Annotated in this window: 18 protein-coding genes, 1 tRNA gene and 2 pseudogenes; 6 read left to right on the plus strand and 15 right to left on the minus strand. The window is 62.2% G+C overall.

Going from position 1 to position 16,807, the window contains the following annotated elements:
- Nucleotides 1-53 precede the first annotated feature (53 nt).
- Nucleotides 54-923, minus strand: a complete 870-nt coding sequence (gene prmC, locus AS9A_RS15700) for a peptide chain release factor N(5)-glutamine methyltransferase (protein WP_041451139.1) — start codon at nt 921-923, stop codon at nt 54-56.
- A gap of 108 nt (nt 924-1,031) precedes the next feature.
- Between prmC and AS9A_RS15705 the strand changes: the two genes are divergently transcribed.
- Nucleotides 1,032-1,520, plus strand: a complete 489-nt coding sequence (locus AS9A_RS15705; RefSeq protein WP_013808057.1) for a hypothetical protein — start codon at nt 1,032-1,034, stop codon at nt 1,518-1,520.
- 56 nt (nt 1,521-1,576) lie between these two features.
- Here the strand turns inward: AS9A_RS15705 and tnpA are convergent.
- Nucleotides 1,577-1,867, minus strand: a pseudogene (gene tnpA / locus AS9A_RS23365) (IS200/IS605 family transposase); the annotation flags it as partial.
- Between the two features lie 236 nt (nt 1,868-2,103).
- Here tnpA and AS9A_RS24990 point away from each other — a divergent pair.
- The gene (locus AS9A_RS24990; protein WP_158307376.1) at nt 2,104-2,460 is read left to right on the plus strand and encodes a zinc ribbon domain-containing protein; all 357 of its coding nucleotides are present in this window, start codon (nt 2,104-2,106) and stop codon (nt 2,458-2,460) included.
- On the opposite strand, the gene prfA is transcribed toward AS9A_RS24990, so the two are convergent.
- The 8 genes from prfA to argS form a co-directional block, all read right to left on the minus strand.
- Nucleotides 2,346-3,416: a peptide chain release factor 1 gene (gene prfA, locus AS9A_RS15710; protein WP_013808059.1), complete on the minus strand. Its 1,071-nt coding sequence runs from the start codon at nt 3,414-3,416 to the stop codon at nt 2,346-2,348. The genes AS9A_RS24990 and prfA overlap by 115 nt on opposite strands.
- An 81-nt stretch (nt 3,417-3,497) precedes the next feature.
- Nucleotides 3,498-3,728: a 50S ribosomal protein L31 gene (gene rpmE / locus AS9A_RS15715; protein ID WP_013808060.1), complete on the minus strand. Its 231-nt coding sequence runs from the start codon at nt 3,726-3,728 to the stop codon at nt 3,498-3,500.
- 151 nt (nt 3,729-3,879) lie between these two features.
- Nucleotides 3,880-5,862 (minus strand): transcription termination factor Rho, encoded by a 1,983-nt coding sequence (rho, locus tag AS9A_RS15720; protein ID WP_148262612.1) that lies wholly within the window; start codon nt 5,860-5,862, stop codon nt 3,880-3,882.
- Between the two features lie 381 nt (nt 5,863-6,243).
- On the minus strand, nt 6,244-7,194 hold the full coding sequence (thrB, locus tag AS9A_RS15725; RefSeq protein ID WP_041451140.1) for a homoserine kinase: 951 nt from the start codon (nt 7,192-7,194) through the stop codon (nt 6,244-6,246).
- A gap of 23 nt (nt 7,195-7,217) precedes the next feature.
- Entirely contained in the window at nt 7,218-8,300 is a 1,083-nt protein-coding gene (thrC, locus tag AS9A_RS15730; RefSeq protein ID WP_013808063.1) for a threonine synthase, read from the minus strand.
- Nucleotides 8,301-8,314: 14 nt separating this feature from the next.
- Nucleotides 8,315-9,646 carry a homoserine dehydrogenase gene (locus tag AS9A_RS15735; protein ID WP_013808064.1) on the minus strand — a complete coding sequence of 444 codons (1,332 nt, stop codon included), beginning with the start codon at nt 9,644-9,646 and terminating at the stop codon, nt 8,315-8,317.
- Nucleotides 9,643-11,061, minus strand: coding sequence for a diaminopimelate decarboxylase (gene lysA, locus AS9A_RS15740; RefSeq protein WP_013808065.1), 1,419 nt, complete (start codon nt 11,059-11,061; stop codon nt 9,643-9,645). The genes AS9A_RS15735 and lysA overlap by 4 nt, the downstream gene beginning before the upstream one ends.
- Nucleotides 11,058-12,710 carry an arginine--tRNA ligase gene (gene argS, locus AS9A_RS15745; protein ID WP_013808066.1) on the minus strand — a complete coding sequence of 551 codons (1,653 nt, stop codon included), beginning with the start codon at nt 12,708-12,710 and terminating at the stop codon, nt 11,058-11,060. Before argS ends, lysA begins: the two co-directional genes overlap by 4 nt.
- A 221-nt stretch (nt 12,711-12,931) precedes the next feature.
- Between argS and AS9A_RS15750 the strand changes: the two genes are divergently transcribed.
- The 3 genes from AS9A_RS15750 to AS9A_RS15760 all read left to right on the plus strand — a co-directional run bounded on the left by AS9A_RS15750 (nt 12,932) and on the right by AS9A_RS15760 (nt 14,674).
- Nucleotides 12,932-13,834, plus strand: a complete 903-nt coding sequence (locus AS9A_RS15750) for a DUF3105 domain-containing protein (protein ID WP_013808067.1) — start codon at nt 12,932-12,934, stop codon at nt 13,832-13,834.
- 35 nt (nt 13,835-13,869) lie between these two features.
- Nucleotides 13,870-14,508: a DUF305 domain-containing protein gene (locus tag AS9A_RS15755; protein WP_049793750.1), complete on the plus strand. Its 639-nt coding sequence runs from the start codon at nt 13,870-13,872 to the stop codon at nt 14,506-14,508.
- A gap of 93 nt (nt 14,509-14,601) precedes the next feature.
- A tRNA-Arg gene (locus tag AS9A_RS15760) sits at nt 14,602-14,674 on the plus strand.
- A gap of 62 nt (nt 14,675-14,736) precedes the next feature.
- On the opposite strand, the gene AS9A_RS24675 is transcribed toward AS9A_RS15760, so the two are convergent.
- From AS9A_RS24675 to AS9A_RS15770, 3 genes are read right to left on the minus strand one after another with little or no spacing between them, the layout of a single operon-like run.
- Nucleotides 14,737-15,009 (minus strand): ADP-ribosylglycohydrolase family protein, encoded by a 273-nt coding sequence (locus tag AS9A_RS24675; protein WP_407636550.1) that lies wholly within the window; start codon nt 15,007-15,009, stop codon nt 14,737-14,739.
- A complete protein-coding gene (locus AS9A_RS24680) occupies nt 14,952-15,416 on the minus strand; it encodes an ADP-ribosylglycohydrolase family protein (protein ID WP_237707826.1) in 465 nt (154 codons plus the stop codon). The genes AS9A_RS24675 and AS9A_RS24680 overlap by 58 nt, the downstream gene beginning before the upstream one ends.
- A gap of 34 nt (nt 15,417-15,450) precedes the next feature.
- Complete coding sequence (locus tag AS9A_RS15770) at nt 15,451-15,771, minus strand: hypothetical protein (RefSeq protein ID WP_041451143.1); 321 nt, start codon at nt 15,769-15,771, stop codon at nt 15,451-15,453.
- A 67-nt stretch (nt 15,772-15,838) separates the two neighbouring features.
- Here AS9A_RS15770 and AS9A_RS15775 point away from each other — a divergent pair, with 67 nt between their 5' ends.
- Nucleotides 15,839-16,123, plus strand: coding sequence for a HEAT repeat domain-containing protein (locus AS9A_RS15775; RefSeq protein ID WP_041451144.1), 285 nt, complete (start codon nt 15,839-15,841; stop codon nt 16,121-16,123).
- Nucleotides 16,124-16,209: 86 nt separating this feature from the next.
- Here AS9A_RS15775 and AS9A_RS23380 read toward each other — a convergent pair.
- Both AS9A_RS23380 and AS9A_RS24180 read right to left on the minus strand, forming a co-directional pair.
- A pseudogene (locus AS9A_RS23380) lies at nt 16,210-16,532 on the minus strand (TetR/AcrR family transcriptional regulator); the annotation flags it as partial.
- A gap of 86 nt (nt 16,533-16,618) precedes the next feature.
- On the minus strand, nt 16,619-16,774 hold the full coding sequence (locus AS9A_RS24180) for a hypothetical protein (RefSeq protein ID WP_158307377.1): 156 nt from the start codon (nt 16,772-16,774) through the stop codon (nt 16,619-16,621).
- Between the last annotated feature and the right edge of the window lie 33 nt (nt 16,775-16,807).

Genomic DNA, 16,807 nt, shown 5'->3' on the forward strand with positions numbered 1-16,807 from the left:
TCGTTCGCGCGCCCCGGGTCGTGTCAGGTACCTGGCCAGAACTTCGCCTGCGCTCATATCCGATTGGCGGTCACGAAACGCGGCTTCCCAGCGAGGTCGCAGTGCTCGACAACGTCCGAGAAGCCGCCGTGCCCTTCGAGGATCGCGCATACGCCCGCACCATTCGAATCGTCGTGTTCGATACCGACTGCTCCCCCACTCCGCAACAGCCGGGCAACATTGGCGACCATAGGCCTGATCACGTCCAATCCGTCCTGCCCTGCAAAAACCGCAGCTGGCGGCTCGAAATCCGCAACCTCAGCGGTTACATTCGCCGCAGACGGCACGTACGGCGGATTCGCCACGATCACATCGATAGCACCCGTGAACTCGCTTAAAAGCGACAGATCAGTGACATCACCTCTATAAACGGTAATGGTGCTGTCACCCGCGGCTTCCCGTAACTGCCGATTGCGTTGCAGCCACTCCAGCGCTGCCGGGTCAATCTCGATTGCGTGGACGTCAGCGTCTGGCCTTGCGTGAGCTATCGCGAGAGCGAGCGCACCCGTGCCGCTGCAGAGGTCCATTACCAGGGGCGGATGGGCCCCACACGCCTCGAGTGATGCAAGAGCCCAGCCCAGCAGAAGTTCGGTCTCGGGCCGCGGAATGAAGACACCAGGGCCCACGGCCACGTCGATCTCCCCCATCGCGGCGACTCCGGTGATGTATTGGAGCGGCTCACGTTTAGCCCTGCGTGCGATCAAGGTATCGAAATCCTCGGCCTGGCCATCTGAGAAGAAGGGGGTTAGCCCAAGTCTCGTTCTCTGAACACCGAGCACATGCGCGGCGATGAGCTCGGCATCCACAGCCGGGCTCGGTACAGCCGCATCTTTCAGAACCTGAGTCGCATCATGCAGCGATGCGCGCAAAGACTGTCGAGTCACCCCAATAGGTTCCCATGAGAATCGGGTCGATAACGGAACTGCGTGACTCTGCCCGCAAATGTCCGCTTCGACTAGCCTGAATCTGTCGCACTCCCTGGAGGAATCACCATGAAACGCACCACTATCCGCAGACCAGCGGTACGCCCAGCAATCGCCATCGCGGCTGCAGGGGCACTCGCCGTAGCCGCCCCCATAGCGGCGCAGGCAAAGCCTTTCGACACACCGCCAAACCCGGTGTTCTGCTCCGGCGGAATCGCCGCGCCACACAGCTACGTACAAGCTGACGACAACAACTTGCCGCCGGAACTCATCGCGTACGTCATCAACGAGCGGGGCGGCCCAGGAGCTATGGTTTCCTGGCTGAATCTCAGCCAGCTGGAGACAGGAAATCTGCTGTTCGGCACCGAGAATCTCGAGCCTACAGAACTCGACGAAGATTTCGTGCGCCCCATCACACTGGTAGAGACGGGGGCGGGGACAGTTGTATCCGCTATGTACGGTCTCTACGAGAACGCGCGCGGTGAGCTATGCCTGCTGCTCCCGGGCGTCACAACGGACCAGGTTCCCTCGGCACCTGCCGCCCAAACGGCGCCATAACTGCTGCGGGGAGCCTCTCGGCCCTCACTCTGACCCCAGAAATCTCAGCTCTACTTCTAGTCTTGCGCAGTGTTCCGGTGTTCATGCCGGGGGTGAAGCGTATCCCGTCCTTTGGGCTCGCGTAGCGGGGCCGCTGGTCGGTTAGACGGGCCTTGCTGGTTCTCGATGTACTGCTTGACCACGGTCAGGGGTGCTCCGCCGCAGGACCCGGCGAAGTAGGACCCGGACCAGAAATGCCCGCCCCACAGGTGTTTGCGCACGTGGGGTGCGTATTCCTGCCGGAGGCGACGTGCGGTGACGCCGTTGAGACTGTTCACCAGTTTCGGGAGCGCCACCTTCGGTGGATAGTGCCGCCGGTGAGGCGAAGCGCTTGTACCGACTCGAATGCACAGCTGTCCGGCAACGCAGCAATAAGCCGCGCGGGCACAAGCCGAGCCGGCGACTCCAACGCACCTATGCCCACATCGGCGGGCTGAAAGCACGGCAAGCGCGACGCCGGTACGACTTCGCCCACCAAACCACGACCGCCCTGGCCAATACCGGTGTCGCGGCAGTGATGATCGAAGACCTGCGGGTAGCGAACATGACACGTTCAGCGAAAGGCACCGTCGAAGAACCCGGTGTGAACGTCAAGCACAAGGCCGGGCTTAACCGGTCGATCCTCGCTCAGGGCTGGACACAAATCCACACCCTGATCATCTATAAAGCAGATCAAGCAGGAGCGCGGGTCATCGCGGTCCGGCCACACGGCACATCTACAACGTGCCACGCATGCGGGTCAACCACACCAGGACAATGCGAAAGCCAAGCGTTGTTCCGGAGACTTCATTCTGCTTCCAGACGCGCTTGCCGATCAGCTTCGGCGAGCGCGTCGAGCATTGCGTCAAGCTCGCCGCCGAGAACGGCATCGAGGTTATGCGCTTTGAAACCGATCCTGTGATCAGCAATCCGGTTCTCTGGGAAGTTGTACGTTCTGATCCGCTCCGACCGGTCCACCGTTCTGACCTGACTTCTCCGGCCCGCCGACGCTTCCGCTTCCGCTTCGTCCTCAGCGATTGCCTGCAGTCTGGCAGCGAGGACCTGCATCGCGCGCGCCTTGTTCTGCAATTGCGAACGCTCGTTCTGACAGCTCACGACGATCCCGGTCGGCAAGTGCGTAATCCGCACCGCAGAGTCGGTGGTGTTAACCCCTTGACCACCTTTTCCTGAGGACCGAAACACGTCAATTCTCAAATCGTTGTCGTCGATCTGAACTTCTTCAGCTTCCTCGGATTCGGGGAAGACGTAAACGCCAGCAGCCGAAGTATGGATGCGGCCCTGCGATTCGGTCACTGGGACGCGCTGCACGCGATGCACTCCCCCTTCGAACTTCAGGCGGGCCCACACGCCGTCAGGGCCATCTTCACGCGATTTGAGCGAGATCGTCGCGTCCTTGTAACCGCCCAGGTCGGAGATCACAGAATCCAGTACCTCCGCCTTCCAGCCACGGCGTTCCGCGTACCGCAGGTACATGCGCGCCAGATCAGCGGCGAATAGTGCGGACTCTTCGCCACCCTCACCAGACTTAACCTCGAGGACCACGTCGTCGCCGTCGTGCGGATCGCGTGGGGCCAGGAGGTCCGTCAGGGTAAGGTTCAGCTCCGATACCTCGGTCTCCAGCGCGGCAACGTCGCCGGCGAACGAGGCATCATCTTCCGCAAGCTCTTTGGCGACCACAAGGTCTTCGCGCGCGGTCTTCAGCTTCCGGTACGTCGCCATTATCGGGGAAAGCTGCGCGAACCGTTTACCGGCTTTGCGCGCAGCCGCGGGATCCGCATGCAGTTCGGGATCCGCGAGTTGCTGCTCTAAGCCCGAGTACTCCGCAAGTAGATCGTCAATTGCGGACGGACTGTCCATGGTGGTCTTCTCCCTCGACAATGTGAATAAAGAAAACGCCCGGCCTGCACCTGACGTACAGAACGGGCGTTCACTCTCAAGCTACTGCGCGGCAGCACCCTTGCGCTGACGCTTGCCATACCGGGCCTCGAACCGTGCTACGCGGCCACCGGTGTCGAGAATCTTCTGCTTGCCCGTATAGAACGGGTGGCACTGCGAGCAAACCTCGACGCTGATGCGACCGTTCGCCGCAGCGCTGCGCGTTTCAAACGAATTGCCGCAGCCGCAGACCACTGTCGTAGCGACGTAATCGGGGTGAATGTCCTTCTTCATGTCCTCTTCCTTTGCTGGTCGCCGGGTCGCCCATCCCACGATGGACGTGAACCGGTACCTCGGTAGCCGCTCAAGTATGCCAGAAGCAGCATGCTTTACCGCAACTCCACGCTGCCCCGCGCTATTCCCGGGGCAGCGTAGGTCACCGCTCTTAGTCCTCGCCCATTGCGCCCGGCGCCGTCTTTGCGACCTGCATCAGGAATTCGAGGTTGTTCTTCGACTTCTTCAACCGGTCGATGAGCAGATCAATCGCCTGGTGGGAGTCGAGCCCGGAGAGCACCCGCCGCAGTTTGTGCAGCACAGCGAACTCATCGGGGTTCAACAGCAGATCATCTCGTCGGGTACCCGACGGAATGACGTCGACCGCGGGGAAGACGCGCCGCTCAGCAATCCGCCGATCGAGTTTGAGCTCAGCGTTGCCGGTGCCCTTGAATTCTTCGAAGATGACCGTATCGCCCTGTGAGCCCGTTTCCACCATCGCCGTGGCGATGATTGTCAGAGACCCGCCTTCCTCGATGTTCCGGGCAGCGCCAAGGAACCTCTTGGGCGGATAAAGCGCCGTCGAATCGACACCGCCGGACAGGATGCGCCCGGATGCCGGGGAAGAGTTGTTGTACGCGCGGCCTAGGCGAGTGATCGAGTCAAGGAGTACAACGACGTCCTTGCCAATCTCGACGAGTCGCTTTGCGCGTTCAATCGCAAGCTCAGCGACCGATGTGTGGTCTGATGGCGGACGGTCAAACGTCGACGAGATGACCTCGCCACGGACGGATCGCTGCATGTCCGTGACTTCTTCAGGTCGCTCGTCAACAAGAACCACCATCAGGTAGCACTCGGGATTGTTCACTGCAATTGCGTTGGAAACATCCTGCAGAATCGTCGTCTTACCGGCCTTGGGCGGACTGACGATCAGAGCGCGCTGCCCCTTACCGATCGGCATGATCAGGTCGATCACCCGCGTGGTGAGCACATTCGGAGTGGTCTCCAGACGCAACCGCTCATTCGGATAGAGCGGTGTGAGCTTCCCGAAGTCCGGTCGTTTGCGCGCCTGCTCGGGCGCCATACCGTTAATTGTGTCGAGACGAACCAGCGGGTTGAACTTCTGTCGCTGATTGGTCTGCTCGCCTTCTTTCGGCACACGCACCGCACCAGTAATTGCGTCGCCGCGACGTAAACCATTCTTGCGGACCATGTTCATCGACACGTAAACATCGTTCGGACCGGCGAGATATCCGGAGGTCCGAACGAAAGCGTAGTTGTCGAGGACATCGAGGATGCCCGCAACAGGCTGCAAAACATCATCCTCACGGACGTCGGTGTCCGTGGTATCGCTGCCACCGCGATCACGGTTGCGCCGACGCTCCCGGAACCTGCGGCCGCGACGCCCTCGGCCCGACTCGTCATCATCCGACTGATCGCGTGGCCCAGACCGCTGCCCGTCGCCGCCCGAACGCGTCTCCTGCTCGGTTTCCTGCGACCTGCGCCGATCGTCACCGCGTTCGCCGGATTCGCCGACGTCCTTCGAGCCCTGTGCCTCTCGCGCGGGGGCTGGGCGTCCGCGTTCACGCGTTTCGCGAGGTGCGTCGTCCTCTTTTGGCGCCTGTGCCGCTTCCGTCTCACCAGCGGCTTTGCGAGTGCCACCTCGTCGCTGACGTCGGCGCGGGCCTTCGGCTTCTGAGTCAGCGTCTGGAGCCGGCTGGTCAGCGGGCGCGCTTGGAGCGGCGGCCGCTGTCGATTCGGTCGGCTGTTTCGCTGCTGGTGCCTGTGCCTGTGCTGCTGGCTCCGCGGCCTTGTTCGCCCCGTCCGCGCCAGTGTCAGTGGCCTGCCTGGAGGCGCGCCGACGACCCCGTGCAGGAGCCGGAGCGCTCGCTTCAGCGTCCTCAGCAGGTTTTTCGGTTGCGTCCGCTGGCTTTGGTTCAGGCTTGTCAGCGCTTTCTGAGCTAGCAGCGCGCTGGCGTTCCTGAATCGCCGCGATCAGTTCGCTCTTACGCATGCCTGACGTGCCGCGAATCCCGAGGCTTCCTGCGAGAGCACGCAATTCTGTAAGCACCATGCCTGCGAGGCCGGCACTCTTTCGGGCTTGTGCACGCTTCGTGGCAGCAGCAACAGCAGCCTCAGCGTCTGGACTCGTCATCACATCCGTTTCCGTCACGGAGATCCTTTCCTTCCCCGATTCGCGTATCGCCGAATTGGGGGATTGTCTCGCAGCCCAGCGTCTGATCTGGGCTCCGAGTTGCCGCACGTCTACCATGTGCGCTTTCCCGCGGTTAAGCGGTCCGCCTCATGCTCGAACATCGAGAGGTGCCTTTTTGGTTGACTTAATCGAGCGCCGTCCGTGCACCCAGCAAACTGAAGTTCACTCGAACGTCCTAAGCATCCCCTGGATTGACAGCTCAAGTTGAGAGTCTTAATGCGAGGAGCACAACGTGCGGACTGTGAGACAGCGTAATTGTGGCTGAATCCGCTGCCAAGAATATCAGGTTTGACACGCAGGCCGAAACCTCTCTCATTTATTTCATATCAAGCGAGCACCATCGGCGATGGTGAGTTCATGCACCGCGAGTCCCTCAGCACCCGCTCGCCGCACCAGCGCTGCTGGAATATCGCGCACCGTCAGCGCGAGAACCGCGGGGCCAGCGCCGGACACAGTCGCCGGAATACCTGCTCCCCGCAGAAGCGACACCCACCTAGTTGTGAGCGGAATTGCCGGGGCGCGCTGCGCTTGGTGGAGCCGGTCTTCGGTCGCAGCTAACAGCAACTCCGGGCGTGTCGTCAAAGCAACCACAGCAAGGGCGGCCCGACTGACGTTGAACACCGCATCACGGTGTGTCACGTGAGTCGGCAGAATTCCGCGCGTCTGTGACGTGGACGAACGCGTTTCCGGGACGAGAACGACCGCCCGGATATCTGGGTGAACCTCGAGGCGGGTCGCGAAATAGGAGCACTCGGCAGTGCAGCCCGCTATAGGACTCGAGTCATCTGCCGCCTGCGTCCACGAGACCACAGCCCCGCCAAGCACGCTCGCGGAGGCGTTGTCGGGATGCCCCTCGAACTCTGAAGCCAGCTGAACCAGCTGGTCATCAGTGAGCACGCGATCTGGGGCGAACTGAGCCACAAGACCGTTCGCCGCAACCAGGCCACCTACCGCTGCAGACGCAGAGGAACCAAGACCGCGCGAATGCGGAATTGTGTTCTTACAGGTGATGCGAAGCCCCTTTGGCGTAACTCCCGCTGCCCCCAGACCACGAAAAACAGCTTTGGCGACGAGATGCGAATCGTCGAGCGGCACCTCGCCCGCACCGGCACCCTCGACGCTTATCTCGAGTCCCGCTGGGGCAGTGGTGACGCCGATCGTGTCGTTCAGGCCAAGCGCGATACCGAGAGAGTCGAATCCCGGCCCGAGATTCGCGCTGGACGCGGGAACCTCAGCGGTCGCCGTCAGCCCGTCCGGCAGGACGGTCGCCATCTCCTCGTGAGACATGAGATCAGTCATTCTGCCAGACCGAGAGCGCGCGCTACTGATACTGGATCAACTGGGATCGCTTCAACCTCCGGAATCCCGTGCAAAGCCGTGTCGGGGTCTTTCAGACCATTTCCCGTGACAGTGCAGACCACAGTCGATCCCGCTTCAACCCAGCCTTCGGCGTGCGCCGCCAGCAAACCTGCCACGCTCGCAGCGGAGGCTGGCTCAACGAAAACTCCTTCGCGAGAGGCCAGCAGCCGGTATGCGTCCAGAATCTCGTCATCTGTTGCGGCCCGGAACTGCCCACCGGATTCGTTCCGGGCGGTCATAGCCCCTTCCCATGAGGCTGGCGCACCGATGCGGATGGCTGTTGCAATAGTTTCGGGATTCTTAACCGGTTCACCCTTGACGAGCGGGGCGGCTCCAGCTGCCTGCACACCCAGCATCCTGGGCTTGGAGGCGGTGATGCCGTCGGAAAAGTACTCAGAGTACCCACGCCAGTAAGCAGTGATGTTGCCCGCGTTGCCCACCGGCAGCGCATGCACATCGGGCGCTCGTCCCAGGACGTCGCACACCTCGAACGCGGCCGTCTTCTGACCTTCAATGCGGGCAGGATTGACTGAGTTGACCAGAGCGATCTGCGGAAACTCAGCCGTCGCTTTTCGCGCGAGTTCCAGGCAATCGTCGAAGTTGCCGTTGACCTGAATGATTTTTGCCCCGTAGATCACTGACTGGGCGAGCTTCCCCATCGCTATTTTCCCCGCCGGAATCAATACAGCGCAGGTAATCCCCGCCTTTGCGGCGTATGCCGCTGCCGAAGCAGAGGTGTTCCCGGTCGAGGCGCAGAGCACCGCGCGCTGACCGCGCGCGACCGCGTCCGTTACCGCCATCGTCATGCCCCGGTCCTTGAATGAGCCGGTCGGATTCAGCCCCTCGACCTTCAAGTACACCTCACAGCCAGTCAGCTCTGAGAGATACTCGGCCGGTATCAGGGGGGTTGCCCCCTCCTGCAAGGTAACCGGGGTCCAGTCCCCGCCGACAGCGAGCCGGTCCCGGTAAGCCTCGATGAGCCCTGGCCACGCGCGGTGCACTGGGTTCTGGCGGGGCATCGCAGTCGATCCTGTCATTCCTCCGAGGTACCTTCCAGTCGGATCACGCTTGTCACCGTATTAACGAAATCCCTGCTAGTGAGGGCTGCGACAGTCTTCGACAGCGCATCGTCAGGCGCTCGATGAGTGACGACCACCAGCGTTGCGGCGTCAGCGAGTCCGGACTGTCTGACGGTGGAGATACTTACGCCGTGATTCGCGAATTCTTGAGCCACAGCCGCGAGCACGCCGGTACGATCTGCCACCTCCATGCGGACGTAATAGCGGGTGGGTGTGTCACCGATCGACATCACCGGAAGCTTCGCGTATGTGGACTCGTCGGGTCCCTTACCACCGTGCACCTTGTTGCGAGCCGCACTCACAAGGTCGCCGAGTACAGCGGAAGCGGTTGGCGCACCGCCCGCGCCCTGCCCGTAGAACATCAGTCGGCCAGCAGCCTCGGCTTCGACCACCACGGCGTTGAAAGCACCGTTGACTGCGGACAACGGGTGAACATTCGGGAGCAGCGCCGGATAGACACGTGCCGAAACCCGTTCGCGACCAGTGTCATCCGTGACCCGCTCACAGATTGCGAGGAGTTTAATTGTGCAATCGAGGTCGGCTGCGGATGCGAGATCCTCAGCCGATATCTCCGAGATGCCTTCCCGATAAACATCCGAGGCGGTCACCCGGGTATGGAATGCGATCGAGGCAAGAATCGCCGCCTTGGCCGCCGCATCAAATCCTTCGACATCCGCTGTCGGGTCAGCCTCCGCATAGCCGAGGCGGCTTGCCTCAGCGAGCGTCTCGGCGTAGTCCGCACCAGTCTCCCCCATCGCGGACAGGATGAAGTTCGTTGTGCCGTTCACGATTCCGACAACGCGCTTCACACGGTCCCCGGCCAGAGACTGCATAAGAGGACGCACCACCGGGATCGCACCTGCGACTGCGGCTTCGAAATACAGGTCGAGGTCAGCTGCGTCCGCTACGGCTGCGAGTTCACCGGTGTAGTCAGCGAGCAACGCCTTATTTGCCGTCACGACAGACTTGCCGCTGTTCAGAGCATTGAGAATCAGAGTGCGAACCGGTTCGATCCCTCCGAAAACCTCGACGACAATATCGACATCGTCGCGGGAAACGAGGGCAGCGGGGTCGTCAGTCAGCAGTTCGACGGGCACGCCCCGGTCAGGACTGACGTTCCGCACTGCTATGCCCTTGATCTCGAGCCGGGCGCCGACCCGTGCCTGCAATTCGTCAGCGTGCGCGGTGAGTAGGCGCACCACTTCACTCCCGACGTTCCCGAGGCCGAGGACGGCGATACCCAGCGTCCGCTCTGGTACCAAGCCGCTGGCCTGTTCGCTACTCATTCGACCTCCAAGCTGAGCAGATCATCTACACTCTCCCGGCGCAGCATGAGCCGGGCTTTTCCATCACGTACCGCCACTACCGCAGGACGACCGAGCATGTTGTAGCGACTCGACATTGAATAGCAGTACGCGCCAGTGGCAGCCACCGCCAGCAAATCCCCTGGCCCCACGTCGTCGGGCATCCACGTGTCCCGGATGACGATGTCCCCCGTTTCACAATGCTTACCCACAATACGTGCCACTACAGGATGGGCTTCGCTGCGCCGCGACACCAAACGTACATCGTATTCGGCTCCATAAAGTGACGTACGGATGTTGTCGCTCATTCCGCCGTCAACGCTGAGGTAACGACGCTGGGCGTGAGCGCCGAGTTTTACGTCTTTCACTGTCCCGACTTCATAAACTGTGACGGTGCCCGGCCCCGCAATCGCGCGCCCAGGTTCGACGGTCAGCACCGGAGCGGAGAGCCCCACGCGCTCGCTTTCAGATTCCACGATTCTCAACAGGCTCGCGGCAAGCTCATCGACTGGGGGTGGATCGTCACTCGGCAAATAGGCGATGCCCAGACCACCCCCGAGATCGATCATGCTGATCTGTTGTGTCTTCTCAACCCCAAACTCGGATACAACTTCCCGCAGCAGACCGATCACTCGGTGGGCAGCGAGTTCGAAACCATCGACATCGAAAATCTGCGAGCCGATGTGACTGTGCAGACCAACAAGGCGGAGGTTGTCGGTCGCGAACACCCTGCGCACCGCGTCAAGCGCAGCCCCACCGGCGAGCGAAAAGCCAAACTTCTGGTCTTCGTGCGCGGTAGCGATGAATTCGTGTGTGTGTGCCTCGACACCGACCGTGATGCGGATTAGCACATCCTGAACAACACCCTCTCCAGCGGCGATTCGATCGAGCCGGTCGATCTCGATAGCGGAGTCGAGGACGACGTGACCGACGCCTGAGCGCACTGCATATTCGAGTTCCGCAACTGATTTATTGTTCCCATGCAAAGCGATTCGCTCCGGCGGGAATCCGCCGTGAAGCGCGACAGCAAGTTCGCCGCCAGAGCACACGTCAATGGACAATCCTTCCTCAGCGACCCATCGTGCGACATGGCTGCTGAGGAATGCTTTAGACGCGTAGTGCACACGCTCCGGAGCGCCAAACGCGCTGGCGATTTCGCGGCACCGCGAGCGAAAATCGTCTTCGTCGACGACGAAGAGCGGTGTCCCGTACTGCTTTGCCAGGTCTGTTATGCGTACGCCCGCGATCGCGACAACGCCGGATTCATCCCGGACCGCATTACGTGGCCAGACGATCCCGGGGAGCGCCGATAGCGCTTCGGGGGTGTCTGGCCGCTCTGAGATGCCCGGGGCATGCGCAAATTCGGCATGCTTTGGGCCCGCTGGGTGTGCGCTCACATTCGCTCCGGTGCAGAAACGCCCAGCAATGCCAGGCCATTGGACAGAACTTGCCGGGTCGCGTGGCACAACGCGAGGCGCGCGCTGTGAATTCCAGCGGGCGACTCGTCACCCTGCGGCAGCACCCGGCACTTGTCATAGAACCGGTGGTACGCGCCCGCGAGGTCCTCGAGATAGCGGGCCACGCGGTGTGGCTCCCGCAGCAGCGCGGCACTCTTCACGACTGCCGGGAACTCACCGAGTGTCCGGATCAGGTCGCCCTCACGATCGTGCGTGAGCAAGCCGAACTCTGGCGAAGCAGCCACAACACCCAGGTCAGCCGCATTGCGCGCGATGGAGCAGAGCCGAGCATGGGCGTATTGGACATAGTAGACGGGGTTCTCATTCGAGGCGCTCGCCCACAGTTCAAGATCTATGTCTAGGCCGCTGTCAAACGAAGTGCGCGTGAGCGCGTACCTCGCTGCGTCAACGCCAATCGCCTCAACCAAGTCGTCAAGGGTGATGACCGTGCCGGCCCGCTTGCTCATTCGGATGGGCTTTCCGTCGCGTACAAGGTTGACCATCTGCCCGATGAGCACCTCTACTGAATCGGGGTCATACCCGAGAGCCGCTGCGGCTGCCTTGAGACGCGCGATATACCCATGGTGGTCAGCGCCGAGCATATAGATGCACAGTCCGAAACCACGCTCATGTTTGTCGCGCAAATATGCGATGTCCCCGGCGATGTAGGCTGCATTGCCATCGGATTTGATGACCACACGGTCCTTGTCATCGCCATATGCGGTGCTGCGCAGCCACCACGCGCCCTCATTCTCGTACAGGTTGCCGTTCTCTTTGAGATCAGCGACCGCACGCTCAACAGCGCCCGACGCGAACAGTGAGTTCTCGTGGAAGTAGACGTCGAAGTCAGTACCGAACTCGTGCAGCGTGCGTTTGATGTGCTCAAACATCATCCCCACACCGAAGGAGCGGAATATCTCGTGACGTTCCTCCGCGGGCAGCTCCAGCACTTCCGGCCGCTCTGCCAGTATCGACCCGGCGATTTCCATGATGTACTCACCGGCGTAACCGTCGTCCGGCGTCGGGGCGCCGACCGCCGCCGCCTCGAGCGAACGCGCGAAGCGGTCGATCTGCGCGCCGTGGTCGTTGAAGTAGTACTCGCGCGTCACCTTCGCGCCTTGCGCCTCCAGCAGCCTGCCCAGCGAATCACCTGCAGCTGCCCATCGGGTTCCCCCGAGGTGAATCGGGCCCGTCGGGTTAGCTGAAACGAATTCGAGGTTCACCGTTCGGTCGCTGTACTCATTCCCGGAGCCGTAGTGGCTGCCTGCCTGGAGAATCGCTGCGACTATCTTGCCCTGCGCGTTTGGCTCGAGGCGAATGTTGAGGAATCCCGGTCCGGCGACCTCCACGGTACTGATATCGGCGGAATCAGACAGCGCCTCCGCGATCCAGCCGGCCAGCTCTCTCGGCGAAGTACCGATCCGCTTCGCTACCTGCATCGCCACATTGGTCGCGTAATCCCCATGCTCAGGGTTGCGCGGGCGTTCCAGCGTGAGACGCTCAGGCAGCACATGCACGTCGAGCCCGCGGTCGGTGATTACACGGGCGGCGGTACTGCGGAGAAGCTCGGCGAGATCAGCGGGAGTCACAGGGAACCATCCTATGGCGACACCCTGACAACTGCTAAATGCGCCATCCGGTACGCCGGCAACTGCATGCCAGCGAAACGAAACGTAGAGTGGTGGCGCCCCTATCTGGGCAGCTACACGATGCCGGCGTGGCACGATCGACTTGGTCGAGACAAGCCGGCCTGGAAGCCGCAAAAATATTGACTGCGGTCGAATACACGTCAGTGAGGAAAGTACAGAGGATGGCAAGCGGCGATAGCAGTAAAGACGCGGCGAAGTCCGCCAAGGCGATCAAGGCTGCCCGGAAGAAGGCGGGCGGGAAGTCCTCGCGCTCGGGGATCGCGAGTTCCGGCATCAACATCCCGTGGATGACTGTGGGCGCGGTGCTCAGCGTCATCGCTCTTGTTGCAGTCATTGCCTGGAATCTCTGGCCTAGGTATATGGAAACGATGGAGGCCGAACGGTGGGCCCCTACCGCTGAGAACCCCGATCCTGCACAGGACATCGAAGGCGTGGTCACGGTGGAAGAACTCAGTAACGTGCACGTGAACCCGGACCAGCGCGTCGCATATGATCAAGCGCCACCAATCGGTGGGCCTCATGACGCGGCCTGGGCAACCTGTAATGGCATCGTCTATGACGAAGCGATACGCAACGAAAATGCAGTTCACTCACTCGAGCACGGCGCAGTATGGATCACCTACGAACCTGAACTCGCCGATGCCGACGACGTTGACCGGCTGCGCAGCCGGGTCGAAGGCCAGAGCTATCTCTTCATGTCGCCCTATCCTGGCCAGGATTCCCCCATCTCGCTGCAATCGTGGGGCAGGCAGCTTCAGCTCGACAACGCCGAGGATGAGCGCATCACACACTTCATAGGCGCGCTGCGGCTCAACCCGTACACGAGCCCCGAGGTCGGCGCTAGCTGCGCGACTATCCCAGGCAGCTTCGACCCTGAGAATCCGCGCCCCTTCGAAGCTGATCCGCCCGGACCGGATGCTGTTCGAATGGACGGATCTGGCGCCGCAGACGATGCCGACACGATGGAAGACCTCTTCTCCGACCTTGATCTCGACGTTCCCGAGGGAGAGATCGATGACGTCGTACCTGAAGACCCTGATGCTGGCGAGGACGGCAACCAGTGAGTTCTGCGGGGAACGCAAATGGGCCTCGCCGTGCCATGGGTCGACTGGTGGCGGTTATCGCTGGCGCCCTTCTTGTAGCCGTCGGTTTCGCGCTCGGAGTGGTCTCCGAGCGCGTCGGCGGGACTGCCGACTCCCAAACGGCACCGAGCGCAGTTGATACTGGCTTCTTGCAGGACATGTCCGTGCACCATCACCAGGCGATCGAAATGTCCGCCGCGATACTGACCACCACTGAGGACGCCGAGGTGCGAAACCTCGCTTTCGACATCCTCACCGGCCAAGAGAACCAGATTGGTCAGATGCACGGCTGGCTTCAGATCTGGGATGAGCCGTTGCTGCCCCTCAACGGTTTCATGGGCTGGATGGAGGCGGGGGACCACGCCGGCCACATGGAGCACAGCGGACCAATGGCCCAGATGCCAGGTATGGCATCCCCCGCCGAAATGGCAGAACTCCGGGCCGCACAAGGGACAGAACGAGATGTGCTCTTCCTGCAGTTGATGTTGCGCCATCATGACGGTGGAATCCCCATGATGGAGTACGCGATAGAGCATGCAGATGTGCCGGTGGTCCGTAACATCGCGAGTTCCATGCTGGAGGGTCAAACCAAAGAGATCGGACTGATCACAGCGATGCTGGATCAGCGGGGTGCCGAACCGCTGCCGATGAACTGAATTGGCTAACACGCCGCAAACTGGCGATTCAGCAATTCCTAATGGAATGCGCTACGCTAGCAGCCGCCGTGATGACCTCACGGACAGCTGCAGGCCCTCGTAGCTCAGGGGATAGAGCACTGCCCTCCGGAGGCAGGTGTCGCAGGTTCGAATCCTGCCGAGGGCACGAACCTGCGACCCACAGCTGCAACCGGCATGGTTGCCGGTTGCAGCTCGTTGAGAGCACGGTCAGCTGAGCCAGTGCGGTAGCGGTTCGCGGGCGGTAAGCCAAGCTTCGGGTACCCCGGTCCTTGACGCGGTCCCGGTGTGAGCCGCTCCCCCTACGATCGCGCTGGTCGTGTCGATGTCACCGTCTGCCTCGATACAGGCGGCGATCGCGGCCGGATAGTCATCGAAATGCGTCGCCGCGGCCCACAACGCGAACGGCACCGTGTCCTGAGCGGTCACCCTGGATCCATTACCCAGCTCATGGACGGCCTCGGCAAGGGTTGCACCGAGCATGTCACGAGCACGTTGGACACCGAATGTCGTCCGGCCGGGTTCCAGCGGGTCCGCGACGACGGTGAGGAACTCGGTCGGGGTGGGCGGGTTCCGGGTTCGGCGCCCAACGGCGCGACCCGCATGGCCGCGCCGTTGCCACAGGACCCCTGGCCGTCGAATGCGGTCGCGGCGGTCTCGATGCGCTGGTGGCGGCGGAGTTCGGCGACCACGCTGCACGCCATCTCGGTGTCATCGGTCCAGTCCCAAGGTCCCGGTGGCGGATTGCCCGCACGCAGACCGGGCAGCGAACGGCCCATGATGAAGAACTGCGCGCCCAGCGCATCGCCCACCGACAGTCCGTCGAGCGAATCGTGCATCAGTCGCTCGCGGCTGACCACCCGGCTTCGACGCCACGTCCACCCGGTCACGAATCTCGCCAATCTTCCAGGTCCAGGATGCCGACTACTCGATCGGGTTGCCGACGGGGTCGAACACGCGGCGCCCGTCGGGGGCGAGCCAGAAGCCTTCACCGCCGCGGAGGTAGACCAGCGCGCCGTTCTCGTCGCGCCATTCGTGCCCATCGGGTGAACCGTCCAATTCTCCCGATCGGTGCCGGACCAGCTGTCGTCCTTGATGTGCGTGACATTGCGGAAGGCGGTGGGATCCAGCGCCCGCCGACGGACACCAGCGCGCATTTCCTCGAACGCGGACGATCTGCATCTCCACGTTCCGATTGTTCGCGAAGACATCGGAGACACCATCGGGCTTGTTCGAGGTGGACATGAACCCGGGTTCGGCCCACGTCTTGCCCGGTTCGAGACCGGCGAGTTCTTCCCGGGGTCATGTTGACATGCCGGACCACCGGGCCCTCGTGGTTGGGCAGCTTCGCCAGCTCGTTGTTGAGGTCGTTGATCTGGCGTTGCTGTTTGGGAGTCGGGGTATCGCCGCGGCGCAGGACACCGTTGAGATCGGTGCCGTGAGAATCGGACGGCCCACGCGCGAGGACTTCACGATCGAGGCCCTCGGACAGATGAAAGCGCCCGGCGCCCGAACCGTCATCGAGTCCTATCTCGATGACCCCGACCCCTACACGCGCAAGCAAGCCACCAGGGCACTGGCGAAACTGGCTGACTAGAGCCAGATAGCCCGGCACGCGCACCGGATCAATTCCCGCACCGCGTCACCGCACCCGCAGACAGGACCGTACGTTCGATCAACAACATGCAGCTCCCACAAGAAGTCCAGCACCGCGGTGACAGGGTCCCCCGGAACCTCCATCCGGCCGAGCTCCTGCATGGCCGCCTCGATGCGCCGTTGCGCGAGACGGCTGATGGCCGCAGTCATCAACTCAGCCTTGGAGCCGAAGTGGTGAACCTGCGCACTACGGGTTACGCCGGGCGCTCGGCGATCCGCGGTGTCGTGGCACCGGCGTAGCCGAATTCGACCAGGCAGTCGATCGTGGCGTCCTGGAGCCGGGTGCGCATTTCCTGGCTGCGCTGCTCCTGCGTGCGGCGAGGCGCCGGGGGGACCGTCGATCGCGTCATCAGCCCAGCATAGGGAACCGGCGTCGACCGGTCATTCGATGTTCTCCCCATCTCCGCGGGCCGACCGTGATCGCCGTCTCGACATCTCACGCCCCGGATTGCGCGAGCGCATTCGGCGAACCACAGATGCGCGAATTCGCCTCGCACACCGTGGAGTCGATGTCGGCCAGGGCCGCGCCGAAGAGATCGCCGCGCTGGGCACACAGCCGTCGGACGACTTGTCCAAGAGCTTCAGACCACATAGAAATCCCCGACGACCAGTCGCCTTCCGATTA

The organism is Hoyosella subflava DQS3-9A1 (genome assembly GCF_000214175.1).
GTDB lineage: Bacteria > Actinomycetota > Actinomycetes > Mycobacteriales > Mycobacteriaceae > Hoyosella > Hoyosella subflava.